22 protein-coding genes are annotated in these 17,900 nt (G+C 33.8%); all 22 read left to right on the top strand.

Features of this window, described 5'->3' with window-relative positions; all coding sequences use genetic code 11:
• Positions 1-8 precede the first annotated feature (8 nt).
• The 22 genes from infC to dprA all read left to right on the top strand — a co-directional run bounded on the left by infC (position 9) and on the right by dprA (position 17,899).
• Positions 9-533 carry a translation initiation factor IF-3 gene (gene infC, locus CUU59_RS02805; RefSeq protein WP_211286981.1) on the top strand — a complete coding sequence of 175 codons (525 nt, stop codon included), beginning with the start codon at positions 9-11 and terminating at the stop codon, positions 531-533.
• Between the two features lie 19 nt (positions 534-552).
• Entirely contained in the window at positions 553-744 is a 192-nt protein-coding gene (gene rpmI, locus CUU59_RS02810; RefSeq protein ID WP_099950493.1) for a 50S ribosomal protein L35, read from the top strand.
• A 16-nt stretch (positions 745-760) separates the two neighbouring features.
• Positions 761-1,105, top strand: coding sequence for a 50S ribosomal protein L20 (gene rplT, locus CUU59_RS02815; protein WP_075573747.1), 345 nt, complete (start codon positions 761-763; stop codon positions 1,103-1,105).
• An 82-nt stretch (positions 1,106-1,187) separates the two neighbouring features.
• Positions 1,188-2,381: an acetate/propionate family kinase gene (locus CUU59_RS02820; protein WP_099950494.1), complete on the top strand. Its 1,194-nt coding sequence runs from the start codon at positions 1,188-1,190 to the stop codon at positions 2,379-2,381.
• A 31-nt stretch (positions 2,382-2,412) separates the two neighbouring features.
• Complete coding sequence (gene rpmF, locus CUU59_RS02825; RefSeq protein WP_075573745.1) at positions 2,413-2,592, top strand: 50S ribosomal protein L32; 180 nt, start codon at positions 2,413-2,415, stop codon at positions 2,590-2,592.
• 64 nt (positions 2,593-2,656) lie between these two features.
• A complete protein-coding gene (gene plsX, locus CUU59_RS02830; RefSeq protein WP_099950495.1) occupies positions 2,657-3,634 on the top strand; it encodes a phosphate acyltransferase PlsX in 978 nt (325 codons plus the stop codon).
• Position 3,635: 1 nt separating this feature from the next.
• Positions 3,636-3,875, top strand: a complete 240-nt coding sequence (locus CUU59_RS02835) for an acyl carrier protein (RefSeq protein WP_099950496.1) — start codon at positions 3,636-3,638, stop codon at positions 3,873-3,875.
• Between the two features lie 47 nt (positions 3,876-3,922).
• Complete coding sequence (gene smc / locus CUU59_RS02840; RefSeq protein WP_169922833.1) at positions 3,923-7,411, top strand: chromosome segregation protein SMC; 3,489 nt, start codon at positions 3,923-3,925, stop codon at positions 7,409-7,411.
• Positions 7,412-8,746, top strand: a complete 1,335-nt coding sequence (gene ftsY, locus CUU59_RS02845; protein ID WP_099950498.1) for a signal recognition particle-docking protein FtsY — start codon at positions 7,412-7,414, stop codon at positions 8,744-8,746. It begins immediately after the preceding gene.
• 83 nt (positions 8,747-8,829) lie between these two features.
• On the top strand, positions 8,830-9,183 hold the full coding sequence (ylxM, locus tag CUU59_RS02850) for a YlxM family DNA-binding protein (RefSeq protein WP_099950499.1): 354 nt from the start codon (positions 8,830-8,832) through the stop codon (positions 9,181-9,183).
• 3 nt (positions 9,184-9,186) lie between these two features.
• Positions 9,187-10,515 carry a signal recognition particle protein gene (gene ffh, locus CUU59_RS02855; RefSeq protein WP_099950500.1) on the top strand — a complete coding sequence of 443 codons (1,329 nt, stop codon included), beginning with the start codon at positions 9,187-9,189 and terminating at the stop codon, positions 10,513-10,515.
• Positions 10,516-10,532: 17 nt separating this feature from the next.
• Positions 10,533-10,841: a 30S ribosomal protein S16 gene (gene rpsP, locus CUU59_RS02860; RefSeq protein ID WP_099950501.1), complete on the top strand. Its 309-nt coding sequence runs from the start codon at positions 10,533-10,535 to the stop codon at positions 10,839-10,841.
• Position 10,842: 1 nt separating this feature from the next.
• Positions 10,843-11,079 (top strand): KH domain-containing protein, encoded by a 237-nt coding sequence (locus tag CUU59_RS02865; RefSeq protein WP_099950502.1) that lies wholly within the window; start codon positions 10,843-10,845, stop codon positions 11,077-11,079.
• Positions 11,079-11,579, top strand: a complete 501-nt coding sequence (gene rimM / locus CUU59_RS02870) for a ribosome maturation factor RimM (RefSeq protein WP_099950503.1) — start codon at positions 11,079-11,081, stop codon at positions 11,577-11,579. The genes CUU59_RS02865 and rimM overlap by 1 nt, the downstream gene beginning before the upstream one ends.
• Positions 11,570-12,301 (top strand): tRNA (guanosine(37)-N1)-methyltransferase TrmD, encoded by a 732-nt coding sequence (trmD, locus tag CUU59_RS02875; RefSeq protein ID WP_075573735.1) that lies wholly within the window; start codon positions 11,570-11,572, stop codon positions 12,299-12,301. Before rimM ends, trmD begins: the two co-directional genes overlap by 10 nt.
• Before the next feature lies 1 nt (position 12,302).
• On the top strand, positions 12,303-12,644 hold the full coding sequence (gene rplS / locus CUU59_RS02880; protein ID WP_099950504.1) for a 50S ribosomal protein L19: 342 nt from the start codon (positions 12,303-12,305) through the stop codon (positions 12,642-12,644).
• A 56-nt stretch (positions 12,645-12,700) separates the two neighbouring features.
• The gene (gene ylqF / locus CUU59_RS02885; protein WP_169922834.1) at positions 12,701-13,555 is read left to right on the top strand and encodes a ribosome biogenesis GTPase YlqF; all 855 of its coding nucleotides are present in this window, start codon (positions 12,701-12,703) and stop codon (positions 13,553-13,555) included.
• Positions 13,527-14,117 (top strand): ribonuclease HII, encoded by a 591-nt coding sequence (locus CUU59_RS02890; RefSeq protein ID WP_099950506.1) that lies wholly within the window; start codon positions 13,527-13,529, stop codon positions 14,115-14,117. Before ylqF ends, CUU59_RS02890 begins: the two co-directional genes overlap by 29 nt.
• A complete protein-coding gene (locus CUU59_RS02895) occupies positions 14,104-14,469 on the top strand; it encodes a YraN family protein (RefSeq protein ID WP_099950507.1) in 366 nt (121 codons plus the stop codon). The genes CUU59_RS02890 and CUU59_RS02895 overlap by 14 nt, the downstream gene beginning before the upstream one ends.
• A 27-nt stretch (positions 14,470-14,496) precedes the next feature.
• The gene (locus CUU59_RS02900) at positions 14,497-15,258 is read left to right on the top strand and encodes an EFR1 family ferrodoxin (protein WP_099950508.1); all 762 of its coding nucleotides are present in this window, start codon (positions 14,497-14,499) and stop codon (positions 15,256-15,258) included.
• Between the two features lie 11 nt (positions 15,259-15,269).
• Positions 15,270-16,796 carry a YifB family Mg chelatase-like AAA ATPase gene (locus CUU59_RS02905; RefSeq protein ID WP_099950509.1) on the top strand — a complete coding sequence of 509 codons (1,527 nt, stop codon included), beginning with the start codon at positions 15,270-15,272 and terminating at the stop codon, positions 16,794-16,796.
• A 2-nt stretch (positions 16,797-16,798) separates the two neighbouring features.
• A complete protein-coding gene (gene dprA / locus CUU59_RS02910) occupies positions 16,799-17,899 on the top strand; it encodes a DNA-processing protein DprA (protein ID WP_099950510.1) in 1,101 nt (366 codons plus the stop codon).
• The last annotated feature ends 1 nt before the right edge of the window (position 17,900 follow it).

The raw sequence follows: 17,900 nt of genomic DNA on the forward strand, positions 1-17,900 counted from the left end.
TTTATATTTTGGAAGGGGGAAAGGAARTTAAGGAACTCGAAATTAATGAACAAATAAGGGATAGCAAAGTAAGACTCATCGATCAAAACGGTGATCAAATTGGTGTTTGTGATATTGAAAAGGCGTTAGACTTAGCTCACGACCAAGATTTAGACCTTGTAAAAGTATCACCCAATGCTAAACCACCTGTATGCAGAATTTTAGATTATGGAAAGTACAGATATGAAATGCAAAAACGCGAAAAAGAAGCCAAGAAAAATCAAAAGGTTATCAAAGTTCGCGAAATGAAGATGACACCAAACATCGAAGAACATGATATGTCTGTCAAGGCAGATAAAGTCAAGGAGTTTCTAAACGATGGAGACAAGGTAAAAATCTCTGTTAGATTTAGAGGCAGAGAAATGGGTCACACCGAAAAAGGTGTAGATGTACTTGAGCAATTCTTTGAAAAAATCGAGGACTTGGCAGTTGTCGACAAACCTGCAAAACTAGAAGGACGCAATATGGTTATGTACGTATTGCCGAAGAGTTAAATACCAGAAGGAGGAAATTATGGCAAAATTAAAAACACACCGCGGAAGTGCAAAGAGATTTAAAAGAACCGCAAGCGGTGAATTAAAAAGATTTAAGGCTTACAAGAGCCACATTACAGGAAAGAAATCTCCTAAGAGAATTCGTAGTTTAAGAAAAGGCACATTAGTTAGCAAAAGTGATATGAGAAGAATTTCTCATATGATTCCATAAAGTTAGGAGGTTTAAAATGGCTAGAGTAAAAAGATCTGTTTCAGGACGTAAAAAGAAGAACAAAGTAATGAAGCAAGCCAAAGGTTACTATGGTGGGAAATCGAAATTATATAGAACTTCGATGGAAGCTGTACTAAAGAGCCAAAGCTATGCTTATGAAGGAAGAAAACAAAGGAAAAGAGACTTTAGAAAACTTTGGATTACTCGTATTAACGCAGCTGTAAGACCATACGGTCTATCATATTCAAAATTCATTGCAGCTCTTAAAGAAAACAATATCGAAGTTAACAGAAAGATTCTGTCTGAAATGGCAATTAATGACCCAGCAGGCTTCGAAAAACTTGTTGAATCTGTAAAATAAGCTTTACAAATTCTTGCTTGATTTTTAAAAGCATATAAGATAATATAATATATAAGTGATAATTTATTGAAAGGAACAGAATATGAATATACTTGTAATTAACTGTGGAAGTTCTTCACTAAAATATCAATTAATTGATATGACCAATGAAGATGTTTTATGCAAAGGTTTGGTAGAAAGAATTGGAATTGAAGGTTCAGTTTTAACTCACAAAATCAACGGAGAAAAATTTGTTGTTGAAGAAGAAATGAAAGACCATAAAAAGGCTCTTGAACTTGTTTTAGAACAACTTCTTCACAAAGATCACGGCGCTATTAAGAGCTTGGATGAAATTTCAGCTGTTGGACATAGAGTTGTTCACGGCGGAGAAAAATTCAATGACTCAGTTGTAGTAAATGATGAAGTTCTTTCAGAAATCAGAGCTTGCATAGAGTTAGCTCCACTTCACAACCCAGCAAATATCATGGGAATTGAAGCTATTCAAGAATTGATGAAAGAAACACCAAACGTTGTAGTATTTGATACAGCTTTCCACCAAACAATGCCAATGGAAAACTATTTATATGCATTGCCATATGAATACTACGAAAAGTATGCTGTACGTAGATATGGCTTCCACGGAACAAGTCATAACTTTGTATCTAAAAGAGCAGCAGAAATTTTAGGTAAAAAACGTGAAGATTTAAGAATTATTACTTGTCACCTTGGAAATGGTAGCTCAATGGCAGCTATTGACCATGGCAAGGTTATCGATACATCAATGGGACTTACTCCACTTGAAGGTGTATGCATGGGTACAAGATCAGGTGATATTGACCCTGCAATTATTCCTTTCATTATGGATAAGGAAAATTTAAACGCTCAAGAAATTAGCGATATGCTAAATAAGAAGAGTGGGGTTCTTGCAATTTCAGGTGTAAGCTCAGACTTTAGAGATATAGAAGCAGAAGCTGAAAAAGGAAACAAGAGAGCTAAGGTTGCCTTAGACCAATTTGCAAACCGCGTAAGGAAGTACATTGGTGCTTACGCAACTCAAATGGGCGGCGTCGATGTAATCGTATTTACAGCTGGCGTTGGTGAAAACTCTATTGAAATGAGAGAAGACATCATGTCCAAGCTAGAATTTTTGGGAACAAAAATTGACAAAGAAAAGAACAATGTTCGTGGAAAAGAAGCAATTATCAGCACAGATGATTCAAAGGTAGTAGCTATTACTGTTCCTACTAACGAAGAATTGATGATTGCAAGAGATACATTAAGATTAACTACAAAATAATTAATCTTTAAAATAATTATGGAGGTGTAATATGGCAGTACCTAAGAGAAAAACTGGTAAAGCTAGAACAGCTAAGAGAAGAGCTTCTTCTTATACTCTTCCTAGAGTAACAGTTATAAATTGCCCTGAATGTGGAGAACCAAAGAGACCACACAGAGTATGCCCACACTGTGGATATTATAATAAACAAGAAGTAATTACAGTTGAGTAATATTAATATGGATGGTATTTTTCTATGCCATCCATATTCTTTTAATAAAATAAGAGAGGTATAAATGAAGTTTCTATTAGATGCAAATGGACTAGATGATGGCAGTTCAGTTGTAATTGATGCAGGTAGAATGGCAAAAGAAAAACTCGGTATAGACATTACCATAATAGGTAAGGCAGATATTGAAGATGCAGTTATTAAAAGTGGCTGTAAATTTTTGCTTGCAAGTGAAGAAATTAGCACAGATGAACATAACCCTGCATTTGCTATTAGAAACAAAAAAGATTCGTCAATAACTAAGGGCTTATACGCATTAAAAAAAGGTGAATATGACGCATTTGTTTCCGGTGGAAGTACGGGAGCAGTTTTTGCTGGAGCTTCTTTAATAGTTGGTAGAATTCCAGGTGTTGATAGAGCTGCGCTTATGGTTCCTGTACCAACAGTTAAAGGTTTTTCATATATGATAGATGCTGGAGCTAATGTTGATTGCACACCTGAAATGCTCAAGAATTTTGCAATTATTGCTAGTAACTATGTTAACCTTACTCAAAAGATAGAAAATCCTTCAGTTATGCTAATAAATAATGGCATAGAAGAAAGCAAAGGAACAGTTTTGACAAGAGAAACATATCAGCTTCTCAAAGAATCTGATCTTAATTTTAAAGGCAATCTTGAAGCAAGGTATCTTTTTGATGGAGAGGCCGATGTAATAGTAACAGATGGTTTTTCTGGAAATCTTTTGCTAAAAGGATTTGAAGGGGAATTTAGATTTGTATTAAGGTTGTTAAAAGAGACAGCTTACACAAATATTTTTACTAAGCTTGGCATGCTACTTTTGAAAAAACATTTGAAAAATAATTTTAAAAAGCTTGATGCAAACCAATATGGTGGCGTTCCAATCATGGGTCTAAAAAAAGTAGTTGTGAAAGCTCATGGAAATTCCAACGCTGAGGCTTTTTATAATTCAATAAAAGTTGCAAAAGAAACGTATGAGTCGAATCTAATAGAGTATTTAACTAACTTATTTAAAACGGAGGTATAAAATGAGCAATCTGGATAACAAAATTTTAGAGTTAATAAGTGAGCAATTTGGTACTCCAATCGAAAAGCTAACTAGAGAGGTTTCATTTAAGGATGACTTAAATGCAGATTCATTGGATTTAGTTGAACTTATCATGGCTATCGAACTAGAACTTGGCCTTGAAGCTGAAGATGGTGATCTAGAGTCTATAGCTACAATTGGAGATTGCTTAGATTACGTGAATAAAGTGCAAAATGCATAAGTGAAATCCAGATATTATATCTGGATTTTGTTAAAGTTGGAGGAAAATTGTTACTTAAAGAGTTACAGATTAGGGGCTTTAAGAGCTTCTTAAACAATACAATTATAAAATTTCCACCAGGTGTTACTGCAATAGTTGGTCCTAATGGCTCAGGTAAGAGCAATATTTCTGATGCAATTAGATGGGTCTTAGGTGAATCTAGCGTCAAAAGTCTTAGAGGAGCAAAGATGGAAGATATTATCTTTAAAGGAACAGATAATATCAAACCAGTTAGCTTTGCTGAAGTTTCTATAACATTTTCTGATTGCAAGATCGAAGATATTCCATATGATGAAATTGTTGTTACTAGAAGACTTTTTAGGGATGGGACTAGTGAGTATCTTATAAATAAAAATAAGGTTCGCCTGCGCGACATAAGAGAACTATTTATGGATACAGGTATTGGTAGAGATGGTTATTCACTTATAGGTCAAGGGCAAATCGATAATGTTCTTTCAAATAGACCTGAGGATAGAAGAGATATTTTTGAAGAAGCATCTGGCATTTCTCTTTACAAATATAAAAAAGAAGAAGCCTTAAGAAAAATTGAACGCTCAAATGATGATCTAGATCGTTTGTGCGATATTTTTGATGAGATAAATAGGCAATATACTTACTTAGAAGCCGAAAGTATAAAGACAGAAAAGTATAATAATGTAATTTTAGAAAAAAACACTCTAGAGCTTGATCTTTTATACTACGGCATAAAAAAGAATTTAGAAGATTTTGAAAACATTTCCAAAGACAAAGAACTTATCCAATCTGATTTAAATTCCACCAAAGTTGAGATTGAGAAACTTGAATCCAACAAAGGTGATATGAATAAAGAAATTGAGGATTTAGACCTTAAGATTCAGGCCTTAAATGATGTTAAAATGTCTAAATTTAGGGAATTTTCTGAAATAAAATCTTCACATAACATAAATATTGAAAGAAAAAAACACATTCAAGACTCTATACAAGAGTTGAATGATAGCATTGAAAGTGCCTATAAAAATATAGATACAATATCCAATGAAAATTTATCTCTTAAAGATTCACTAGAAAATTGGCAGGCGAAAGATTCGAGTTCTTTTGATTTAGAAATAAATAAGAAGAGGTCAAGACTTAAAGAAGTTGAGAGTGAACTAAATACAATTAGGGAAGAAGACCATAAAAATGAACTACTTAAGCTGGAAAGTCAAGCCAACACACAGATTAGGGATGAAAAGATTAAGCTCTATGAAGGTGAATTTGATAAATTATCAAATGAATTAAATGATTTAAATGTAAAAATCCAAGAGTTTACAGCAGATTTGAAGGAAAAGAATATTCAAAATACAAGCTTAATTGATGAAGTGAAGAGTTTAAGTGATAAGCTTGCGGACTATAATGATTTATTGAGGTCTAAATCTTTAGAAAATGAAGATATTTCTGTTAATATTTCTAATATTTCAAATCAATACAATAATGCCAAGCTCAATTTAGATTTTAATAAGAATATTTTGGATAAAAATGAATTATTTTATCAGCCGATTAAGTTCTTAGAGAAAAACTACAATGAAAATGATGGTTATTTAGGGACTTTAGTTAGCAGAATAAATACTGACTCAAGCTATGTAAAAGCAATTGAAACTGCTTTGGGTTCAAGATTGCAATATGTTTTTGCCAAATCAGTAAGAGATGCCAAGGCTATGATCGCTGAGTTAAATTCTAAAAAAGCTGGTAGAGCTACATTTTTACCATTGGACACAACAAACAAGTCAAAGACACAAGTTATGCAAAACAAGTCGGATGGTGTTTTGGGCTATGCAATTGAGTTTGTGGTAGCAGAAGAGCCATATAAATCAATTATCTCATACTTGTTAAAGGATATTGTGGTTGTTGATAATATTGACACAGGAATTAAGTATCAAAAGAAATATAAAATGATAGTTACTCAAAATGGTGAGCAGTTTAACCAATATGGAGCCATCACTGGAGGTACATCATACAGGGAGAAACAAACTCCTTTGTCAATTAAAGCTAAGATAAGCCAACTTGAAGAAGATATTAAAAAATATAGTGAAGAACTAATTGTACTAGAAAAAAGCAGAGCGGATTATCAAGGTCAAATCGAGGCTCTAAAAGAAAATATTGAATCGACCAATAATCTTCTTTTGGATAAAACATCTCAAACAAAAATCCTAAGAGACACAATTCTTCAAAGAGAAAATGAAATGGCTAGCATGAAAAATCTTTTAGAAGAGAAACAAATTACTAAGGATAGGATAAAATCGAATCTTGAAGACTTATCTAATATAGACTCAACTGTTGAGTTTAAAGAGATTGACACATTAAGATTGAATCAACTAGTAGAGGAACAAAAAATCTTGATTAACTCTATTGATGATTTAGAAAGCAAGAGGCAGGACTCGGTTGATAAGATATTAGAGCGGTCAAATATTAAATATAAGATTGAAAGCAATGAAATTAAGTTAGAAGAAATCAAGAATGATATTATCCTAAAAAAAGAAAGATTATCAGAAAGAGAAAAAGAACTTGATGAGCTTAAAGACTTAGCTGACCAAAGTTTAAAAGAACTCTCTAGGATAGAAGATCTTCAAAAACATGATGACGATGAAATTTTGCTTATGCAAAATAAAAAGCAAGATGTAAAAAATAAAATTTTAGACTTAGATCGTCTCTTGAAGATTAAGCAAGAAGATACTATTAAATTAGAAAACAAGCTTAACCAACAAGACCTTAAAGAAGTTCGCCTGGACGAAAGCATAGAAAACTTTAAAGTGGATATCTCAAATAGGGGCTATGCTTACGAGGAATTTATTAACGAAGCTAGAGATACAAAAAATCTAAGAGAGAAAAGAGATACTATTGCAAAAATTGATAAAATTATAGAAAATTTAGGAATGGTTAATCTAAACGCTATCAATGAATTTAAAGAACTAAGCGAAAGAAAAGTTTTTTATGAGAAACAAATTTCAGATATAGAAAAGACTATAAGTGATTTAAATTCTATAATTGCAGGAATCAACCAAGATATGAAAGTTCAATTTAAGGATAATATGGAAAAAATCCGCCTTAACTTCCAAAAGGTCTTCAAAAAGTTATTTAATGGTGGTGAAGCAGATTTATATTTAGTAGATGAATCAGATCCATTAAACTCAGGTATTACAATTGTTGCAAAGCCACCAGGAAAAAAACTTCAAGCTTTGAGTTTGCTATCAGGTGGAGAAAAAACGCTAACTGCAATGGCTCTTTTATTTGCAATACTAGAGTTAAAACCTGCACCATTTTGCATACTTGACGAAATTGATGCGGCCCTTGACGATATCAATATCTCAAGGTATACCAAATTTTTAAATGAACTAGCAAGAGACTCACAATTCTTAATTATTACTCATAGAAAAACTACTTTAGAAGTTGCAGATACTATTTACGGTGTTTGCATGAGAGATAAGGGTGTAAGTGAAATAATTAGCGTTAGAGTAGAAGATTATATTGAGGAGGCAATATAGATGTTTAATTGGTTTAAGGATAAATTTAAGAAAAAAGATAAAGAAATAGTTGAAGCATCCAAGGATGTCGAAGAAAAATTAGAAGATCTTTCAGATAATTTTGCTGAAGACATGGAGAATTTATCAGAAAATATTTCGGAAAAAGCTGATGACATTAAAGTAAAAACTCAAGAATTATCTGAAAAAATAACTGAAGTCCAAGAGGATGTGGCTGAAAAAACTGAAGAATTTATAGATAAGGCAGATGATGCTTTTGATAAAAATGTAAATGATGTTAAAGATAATATAAAGGCAGCAGAAGAAAATATAGATGAAAAGACTGAAAAAATAGAAGCTAAAGTTAATAAAGAAAAAAAGTTAATTAAAGAAGAAGTAAAGGAAGTTTCTGAAAAGATTAAAGAGGACAAACCTGAGCAAAAAGGTATGTTTAAAAAGCTTTTTGATGGATTAAATAAGACTAGGAAAAATCTTGTCTATCAAATGAATTCTGTTTTCCAAGCCAATGAAATAAATGATGATTTCTATGATGAGCTTGAGGAAATTTTAGTTATGAGCGACATTGGTGCTATGACTACCATGACCATAATTGATGAACTCAAAGATAGAATTATTGATAAAAATATTCACAATGCTGCAGACGCAAAAGATCTTTTAAAAGAGGTTATGTTAGATACCCTAAACGAAAATATTGAGTCAAACGATTTAAAACTTTTGCCAACCCCATCAATTGTTATGTTGGTTGGTGTTAATGGTGTAGGTAAGACAACTACAGTTGGAAAACTTGCCTACCAGTTTAAACAAGAGGGTATGAGCGTTGCAATTATAGCGGCTGATACATTTAGGGCAGCGGCTATAGAACAACTAGAGGTCTGGGGTGAAAGGGCTGATGTAAAAGTTATTAGCCAAGCAGAAGGTGCTGATCCAGCAAGTGTTGTTTTTGATGGACTTGATTACTCAATTAAGAATAATATCGACATTACAATAATTGATACAGCAGGACGCTTGCACAACAAAGTTAATTTAATGAATGAGCTTAACAAAATCAGAAGAATAATTGATAAAAAGATGCCAAATGCAACACTTGAAGTTATTATGGCTTTGGATGCAACTACTGGACAAAATGCTCTTCTGCAACTCAAAGAGTTTAAAGAGGTTTCTGAAGTAACAGGTGTTGCTCTTACAAAGTTAGATGGAACGGCTAAAGGCGGTGTAATTATCCCTATTCAACATGAAATTGGCATTCCTGTAAAGATTATTGGAGTGGGCGAAAGCATTTATGACTTACAACCTTTTGATCCGAAATTATTTGTAGATGCAATTTTTGAAGAAAATTAAAATTATTAGCCAAAAGGGGTTGACAACAAGTAAAATGCATGGTAAAATAAACAAGTCAACAAAAAAAGTTGACAGGTGGTAAGATGATTTATCATTTTGAAGCAAGTGTTTTGTATGATTTCTATAGTACTCTTTTAACTGACAAACAAAAAGATGCTATTGATTTGTATTACAACGATGATTTGACTATGACAGAGATCGCCGACAATTTAGGCGTATCTAAACAGGCAGTTAGCAATTTGATCAAAAGTGCTAATGAGAAGTTACAGGCCTTTGAAGAAGACCTTCACTTGGCTGATATGTTTTATAAGAGTCAAAAAATTAAAGAGGATTTAATTTCCTTACACGAAAAGGGAAAGAAAACAGAAGATTTTCCTAAAGACATCCTCTTGAAAATCGAAAACATAATAGATGAATTTAAAAGTATTGAAAGGTGAAATATGTTTGAGAGTTTAAGTGAAAGAATACAATCGTCCCTTGCTAAAATTACCGGAAAAGGAAAATTAAGCGAAAAAGACGTCGATATGGTTATGCGGGAAGTCAAGATGGCTCTTTTGGAGGCAGACGTAAACTTTAAGGTTGTTAAAGACTTTACAAAAACCGTTAAAGAACGCTGCGTAGGCAAAGAAGTCATGGAAAGCTTAACTCCTGCCCAACAAGTAATAAAAATTGTAAATGAAGAGCTGACTGCACTTATGGGTGGTAAAGAAGAAAAAATTGATTTTTCTAAAAAGCCGACTATAATCCTGATGTGTGGTTTGCAAGGTGCTGGTAAGACAACGACAAGTGCAAAGCTGGGTGGCCTTATGAAAAAAGAAGGCAAAAATCCAATGCTAGTTGGTGTTGATATTTATCGTCCGGCTGCTATTAAGCAACTTCAGGTTGTTGGTGAAAAGGTTAAGGTTCCAGTATTTGAAAAAGGGACTCAAGTGCCTGCAAAAACAGCAAGTGAAGCTGTAGAATACGCAAAGCAAAATAATCACGATGTAATAATCATAGACACGGCCGGTAGACTCCACATTGATGAAGATTTAATGAATGAGTTAAGAGATATTAAATCTGCAGTTGATGTAAGTGAGATATTACTCGTCCTTGACTCTATGACAGGTCAAGATGCAGTAAATGTAGCTAAGTCTTTTAATGATACACTAGAGCTCACTGGAGTTGTCTTAACAAAACTTGACGGTGACGCACGTGGTGGTGCAGCTTTAAGTATTAGATCAGTTGTAGATAAGCCTATAAAGTTTATTACCACAGGTGAAAAGCTAGACAAGATTGAAAGTTTTAAGCCAGATAGACTTGCAAGTAGAATACTTGGCATGGGCGACGTACTAACCTTAATCGAAAAGGCAGAAGCGGCCTATGATGAAAAGAAGGCCAAAGAACTTGAACAAAAGATGCGTGAGATGACCTTTACTCTTGATGACTTCCTAGATCAAATGGAACAAGTCAGAAAGATGGGGCCGATAAATGAGCTGCTGGGAATGCTTCCTGGTGTTGGCAACAATAAGGCGCTTAAAAATATTCAAGTTGATGAAAAGCAAATGAGCAGAATAGAAGCTATTATTAAGAGTATGACCAAGGAAGAAAGGTTTAAACCTGAAATAATTGATCAATCTCGAAAAGACAGGATTGCATCTGGTGCTGGCGTGAAACCAAATGAGGTTTCAAAGCTTCTAAAACAGTTTAAGGATACAAAAAAAATGATGAAAAAATTCAATCAGATGTCAAAAAAATCCAAGGGAAGAATGGGAATGCCATTCTTTTAATAAAGGAGGTGTAGGACATGGCAGTAAAAATTAGATTAAGAAGAATGGGATCAAAGAAGAATCCATTCTATCGTGTAGTTGTTGCAGACTCAAGAGCTCCAAGAAACGGAAGATTCATTGAAGAAATTGGATATTATAATCCTGTAAGCAATCCAAAGGTTTGCAAGATCGATGGTGACAGAGCAGAATACTGGATTGGCGTTGGCGCTAAACCAACAGATACAGTTAACTACTTATTAAAACAATACAATGTTTTAGATGTTAAAGCTAAAGGTGTTGAAAAAGAAGTAGAAGTTGCTGAAGAAGAAAAAGAAACAGAGGTATAAGATGCAAGCAAAAGAATTACTTGCCTACTTGGTAGACAACTTAGTAGTTAATAAGGAAGATGTTGTAATCGATGTAGATGAAACAGATAGTTCTATTAATTTAACCCTTCGTGTTAATCCAGACGATATGGGAAGGGTTATAGGTAGAAAGGGCAGAATTGCAAATAGTATTAGAACTATTTTAAAGGCTGCTAACTTTGAATCTACAAAGAATGTTAACTTGGAGATTGCTGATTAGTGAACCTAGTTGAAATTGGAAAAATATCATCGAGTCATGGACTCAAAGGTGCCTTTAAAATTGAAAGATACATTGATGATATAGATGAATTCTTTCAGTTTAAAGAAATTTATGTCTTTGGCTATAGTGAACCTTTTGAAGTAGCTGATGTATATACAAAAAAACAATCGGTATATTTAAAACTAAAGGGCATAGATGATATAGGAACAATTGAAAGACTCATAGGTGATTCTATTTATGTAGATGAAGCTGATTTTTCAGAACTCAAGGATGGAGAATTTTTTCATAGAGATCTAATAGGTTTAGATGTATATGAAGAAAATAAATGTATTGGCAAGGTCTCCAATGTAATCAATGGGACCAGCCAAGATATAATAGTTATTTCTCACAATGATGATGAAGCTATGATTCCTTTTGTAAAAGAATTTTTTTCAAATGTTGATATAGAAAATAATAAAATTGAAATAAATTCGATAGAGGGTTTGATACCATGGTTATAAATTGTCTGACTACTTTTCCTGAATTTATTGAAAATATGAAATCTTATTCTATTATAAAAAGAGCAATAGAAGATGGTAGAGTAGAGTTAAATACTGTTAATATTAGAGAATTCTCCGATGATCCCAATAGGAGAACTGATGATTATCCTTATGGCGGAGGGCTAGGCATGTTAATGACTTGTCAACCAATCGTAGATGCAATGCATTCTATAAAAAATCCAGGCAAGAGAATTTACCTGGGGCCAGCTGGAAAGAAGTTAGATCAAGATTTACTAAATGAATTATCAAAAGAAGAAAATTTAACTTTTCTATGTGGACATTATGAGGGCGTTGACCAACGCGTAATTGACAATTATATTGATATGGAAATATCTGTTGGAGACTATGTCCTAACAGGTGGAGAAATTCCTTTTATGGTTGTTATGGATGGTATTACAAGGTTGATACCTGGCGTATTAAAAGAAGATGCAAGCTTTGAAATTGAATCTTTTTATAATGGTTTATTAGAACACCCACAGTACACAAGACCCTATGAATTTGAAGGGAAAAAAGTTCCAGATATATTATTATCTGGTGACCATGAGAAAGTTAGGTTATATAACTTAAAAGAGTCTCTAAGACTAACAAAAGAAAAAAGACCAGAATTGTATGAACAATTTATGGAAAATAATAAAGAAAATAAAGATATAAAAAAATTATTAAAAGAGGAAGGAGGTAACTAGGATGAATGTACTAGATGCTTTAAATAAAGAACAACTAAAATCTGATATTCCAAACTTTAGAGTAGGGGATACAGTACAAGTACACTACAAGGTCGTAGAAGGTACAAGGGAAAGAATTCAAGTTTATGAAGGAACTGTTATTAAACGCCAAGGAGGCGCTGTTCAAGAAACATTTACAGTTAGAAGACTTTCATACGGTGTAGGTGTTGAAAGAACATTCCCACTTCACTCACCAAGAATTGACAAAATTGTAGTTACAAGAAAAGGCCGTGTTCGTCGTGCTAAACTTTACTACTTAAGAGATCGTCAAGGTAAGGCCGCAAAGGTTAAAGAAGTTAAATAAGTATAATTAATCAAAGGGGCATGCATGCTCCTTTTTTTATAATAAAGGAGAATAATATGAGTTGGTATCCAGGCCACATGAAAAAAGCTATAGAAGAAATTGAAAGCAAATTAAAGCTAGTAGATATGGTTATTGAGGTTGTCGATGCCAGAGTTCCAGTTGCTACGCTTAATCCGATCTTCGATCGATTATTTGCTAACAAAGAAAGACTTTTACTCCTCAGCAAGAGCGACCTTGCTGACCCAAAGGCAACTGAGGAATTTATTAATAAATTTAATGAAGATAGGACAAGTTTTGCAGTTAATTTATCCAATAGAAATGATATTAATAGAATTTTAAAAGAAACAAGTAATATAAAAAATAAAATGCTGGAAGAAAAAGATGGCCGAGTTGAAGATTTTAATTTAAAGCTGATTGTAGTCGGCATGCCTAATGTGGGCAAATCTACACTTTTAAATGCGCTAAAAGGCAAAAAATCTGCTCGCGTAGGAAACACACCGGGGCTTACAAAAAATCAGCAGTGGGTTAAAACAGACTACGGATTTATGATTTTGGATACACCGGGAATTCTTTCAACATCACGCAAAAATCAAACTTTGGTTAATAATTTAAAACTTGTAAATGGCATTGAAAATATAGAAGATGATCCTGCAGAGCTTGCAATTATTTTAATAGATATTTTAAAGGACTTGTATCCTGGTGTTTTAAAAGATAGATATGATGTGAATGAAGACGCAGATAGGGTTGCAATACTTGAGGATATAGGTAGAGCTCGTGGCACGCTTTTGCGTGGAGGAGAAATTGATTATTCAAGGGCAGGACAAATACTATTGCAAGATTTTAGGTCAGGAAAATTGGGTAGAATTTCCTTGGAGAGAGTAGATGACTTGGATAGAACAGACGAGGAATGAAGAATATATTATGGGCGTGGATGAAGTTGGCAGGGGGCCTCTATTTGGTGGGGTTGCTGCAGCTGCTCTTATCATGCCCAAAAATATTTTTATTATGGGAATAAATGACTCTAAAAAACTTTCGGAGAAAAAGCGTAATTTATTTTTTAATGAGATTTGGAAGAGATCGCTTGCAATTGGACTTGGCTATATGGATGAGAAAGTAATTGACCAGGTAAATATTTTGGAAGCTACGAAGCTCGCCATGGATCAAGCCATAAAAAATGCAAGCAAAATCCTTAAGCCAGACTTGATAATAATTGACTCAGTTAAGCTCAGTGGATATGATAATTTACTTTCAATAGATCATGGGGACGAGATTAGCTATAATGTTGCGGCAGCGTCTATTATTGCAAAAGTTTCTAGGGATAACTTATGCTATGGATGGGATAAAATATATCCAGGATATGATTTAAAAAATAACAAAGGGTACGGAACCAAAAACCACTACTTAGGCTTAGACCAAGAGGGCATATCCGACTTGCACAGGAGGAGTTTTTTAAAAAAATATGAAGGCAGATAATAAGATAGTAGGAAATCTTGGGGAAGACATGGCCTGTAAGTATTTGCAGGAGAAAAACTACTATATACTTGAAAGAAATTACAGAAACAAGCAGGGAGAAATTGATATAATCGCAATGGACCGAGGCGTCCTTGTCTTTGTCGAAGTAAAGGCTAGAAAAAATAGGAGATTTGGTCTACCTCAGGATGCTGTAAATGATATAAAGAGGCATAAAATAGATAAAACAGCCAATATTTTTGTTGCTGAGAAAAATTGGTATAAATTAAGAAGGAGATATGATATAATAGAAATAATATTTGAGGAAAAGTATATTAATCATATAGTAAACGCTTTTCAAATATCAGAATTTTAGTTTTTAATAGCAGGTAAGGAGACAAGAATGATATTATATTTTTCGGGAACTGGGAACAGTCAGTACTTAGCAGAATCACTGGCAAAAGAAATAGATGATATAGCTGTAGACCTTTTTTCTTATATAAAAAGCAATAAAAAAGAAAGATTTGAATCTGACAAAGCTTTTGTTTTGCTTACACCTACATATTCTTGGCAGGTGCCAAGGTTTATAACTGAATACTTAAATAAATGCGAGTTTATAGGAAACAAAGATATGTATGTCATTCTTAATTATGGATCATCATCTGGTAATGCCTACAAATATATAAAAGAAGATGTGAGTTCATGGGGCTTAAACTTTATGGGTCTTTATGGTATTAAAATGCCTGAAAATTATATAATGCTATTTAATCTTGATGATGCAGAAACAAATAAAAATATAGTTTTAGATGCTAACAAAGAATTAAGAAAGATCGCAGATATTATTAATAATAAAAAGAATTTTAAAAAAGCCAAGATAAGTTTAATCGACCGTTTTATATCTGGACCAGTAAACAGTTTTTTCTTTAAGTTTATGGTTAAGGATAAGAAATTTTACTATACAGAAAAATGTATAAAATGTGGTAAATGCTCACAAGTATGCGTTTTAAACAATATAGATTATGTCGATGGATATCCTAGATGGAATGGCAATTGCACCCACTGTGCTGCCTGCATTTCAAAATGTCCTACAGGTGCTATTGAATATGGCAAAAAAACCGTCGGCAAGGATAGATACTTACTTAAGAAAATAATAAAAAACAATTAATAGGAGGAGATATGTATTCAAGCGTAAAGAGTGCTGCACTTACTGGACTTATAGGAAGCATGATTGAAGTTGAATGTGACGTTTCTGGAGGTGGACAAGCTGCTTTTAATATAGTTGGTCTACCTGATGCTGCAATTAGAGAATCAAAAGAGCGGGTAACAAGGGCTGTTATAAATTCTGGAATCAGATTTCCTTTGGATAAGAGAATTACAATTAACCTTGCTCCTGCAAGTATAAAAAAAGAAGGATCGCACACTGACCTAGCAATTGCAGTTGCTGTATTAACTGCTAATGGAAACTTGGTCGAGGGGAGTTCAGACCCTTATATTTTTATTGGAGAGCTGAGCTTAGAGGGCAAATTAAATGCAGTTGAAGGCGTATTACCGATGGTAATTTCTATGAGAGACTTGGGTTACCGTAAATTTGTTGTGCCTTTTGCCAATAGAAAAGAGTGTTCTATTTTAAAAGATGTTGATGTTTATGCTTTTGAATATATCAGAGATGTATTTGCGTTTTTAAATAATGAAAGAGAGTTCAAACCATTTAAATCAGATGCTGATATAAATAAAGAAGTTCATTACGATGTTGATTTTTCTGAAATAAAATCTCAAGAGACCCTTAAGAGGGCTCTTGAAATTGCAGCTGCAGGAAACCATAATATTTTAATTATTGGTCCTCCGGGAGCTGGCAAAACAATGGCAGCCCGTAGACTTCCAACTATACTGCCAGATATGACTGAAGAAGAGGCCATAGAAGTAACAAAAATTTATTCAGTTGCAGGACTTACAACTGACGATGGATTAATAAGAACCAGACCCTTTAGGTCGCCCCATCAAAGCTCAAGTTCAGTTGCTGTAGTTGGCGGTGGCAGGATACCTAAACCAGGTGAGGTTAGTCTTGCCCACAACGGCGTTTTGTTCTTAGATGAGCTGCCTGAATTTAATCGCAGTACACTTGAAGTCTTGAGGCAACCTTTGGAAGATGGGGTTGTAAATATCTCGCGTGTAAATGCACAAATAACTTATCCCGCAAATTTTATGTTTGTTGCATCGATGAATCCATGTCCTTGTGGCTACTATGGAGACCCAAATCATGAGTGCACCTGCACGCAAAATCAAATCGACAGATATCTTGGAAAAATTTCAAACCCACTTCTGGATAGGATTGATATGCATATTGAGGTTTCTGCTGTAAACTATGATGATTTGAAGGGTAAAGCTGAAGGCGAAAAGTCTAAGGACATACGCCAGAGGGTTAATAATGCAAGAAACTTGCAAATCGAAAGGTACAAGGATATAAATATCACCAACAATTCACAGCTTTCTGGCAAACACTTACATGAATACATCCACTTGATGGACAGTTCTGAAAAGATTTTAGATATGGCTTACAGGAAATATTCTTTCTCTGCTAGGGCCTATAATAAAATATTAAAATTGGCTAGGACAATTGCAGATCTAGACTCTTCAGAAAATATAAAAGACGAACACTTGCTAGAGGCCTTGAGATATAGGTCCTTTGATTCAAAGTATTTTTAGATATGATTAATAACAGAGAAGCACTTGTTTGGTTAAATTATTTATTTGTCCAAAACAAGCAAATATTAAAGTTAATTGAATACTTTGGGGATATTAAGGAAATTTTTTCCTGCGATAGAAAAGAAATAGAGAATTCTGCTATCTTAAGTGAGGAAAAAATTGATTTTATAATGTCTTCTAGAGACGAGGATAAAATAAAAAAGATTTTTAAAGAATACGAGAATTTTGGTGCCCATATTATTACAATTTTTGATGATGAATATCCCAAAAGACTTAGCAATGTAGATGATGCACCTGCAGTTTTGTATGTAAAGGGTGAAATTCTTCCTCAAGATGAGCTTGCATTTTCTATCGTCGGCAGCAGAAAGATTACTGAATACGGCAAAGAAAGCTGCAGGTATATTGCAAGTGACTTAGCTAAGAATGGGATTACAATTGTTTCTGGCATGGCAAACGGGGCTGATACAGTTGCCCATAAAGCAGCTTTAGAAGTTGGTGGTAGAACGATTGCTGTCTTAGGTACGGGTTTAAATGTTATTTATCCAAAGAGAAATGAAAAGCTTTATCATGAAATTTCTCAAAACGGAGCCGTAATAAGCGAGTTTCCCGCAAACACAAAGGGGGCTCCATATAATTTTCCTCGTAGAAATCGTATAGTGAGTGGACTAGGCCTCGGCGTTTTAGTTGTAGAAGCTAAGGAGAAAAGCGGATCACTAATAACCGCGGGAATAGCTGGAGAACAAGGCAGAGATGTGTTTGCAATTCCTGGAAATATAAACAGTGTTTACTCGAGGGGAGCCAATAGATTAATTCAAGATGGAGCAAAACTTGTAATTTCGCCTCAAGATATATATAATGAAGTTCGTGAATTTGAAGAATTTACTGACGACTATAAATCAAAAGAAGTTTCAACAGATAATTTGGACTTATCTGACCAAGAAAAATCCATAGTTGATGTCCTCCAATTGGGAGAATTTTCTATGGATGAGATTATGGATAAGATTGAACTGGATGTTCAAACCACGCAGATGCTTATAACTAAACTTGAATTACTCGATATTGTAAAGAGCACAGCTGCTGGAAAGTATATGTTAAAACTTTAGA

The sequence above is a fragment of the Ezakiella peruensis genome, from assembly GCF_900215725.1.
GTDB lineage: Bacteria > Bacillota > Clostridia > Tissierellales > Peptoniphilaceae > Ezakiella > Ezakiella peruensis.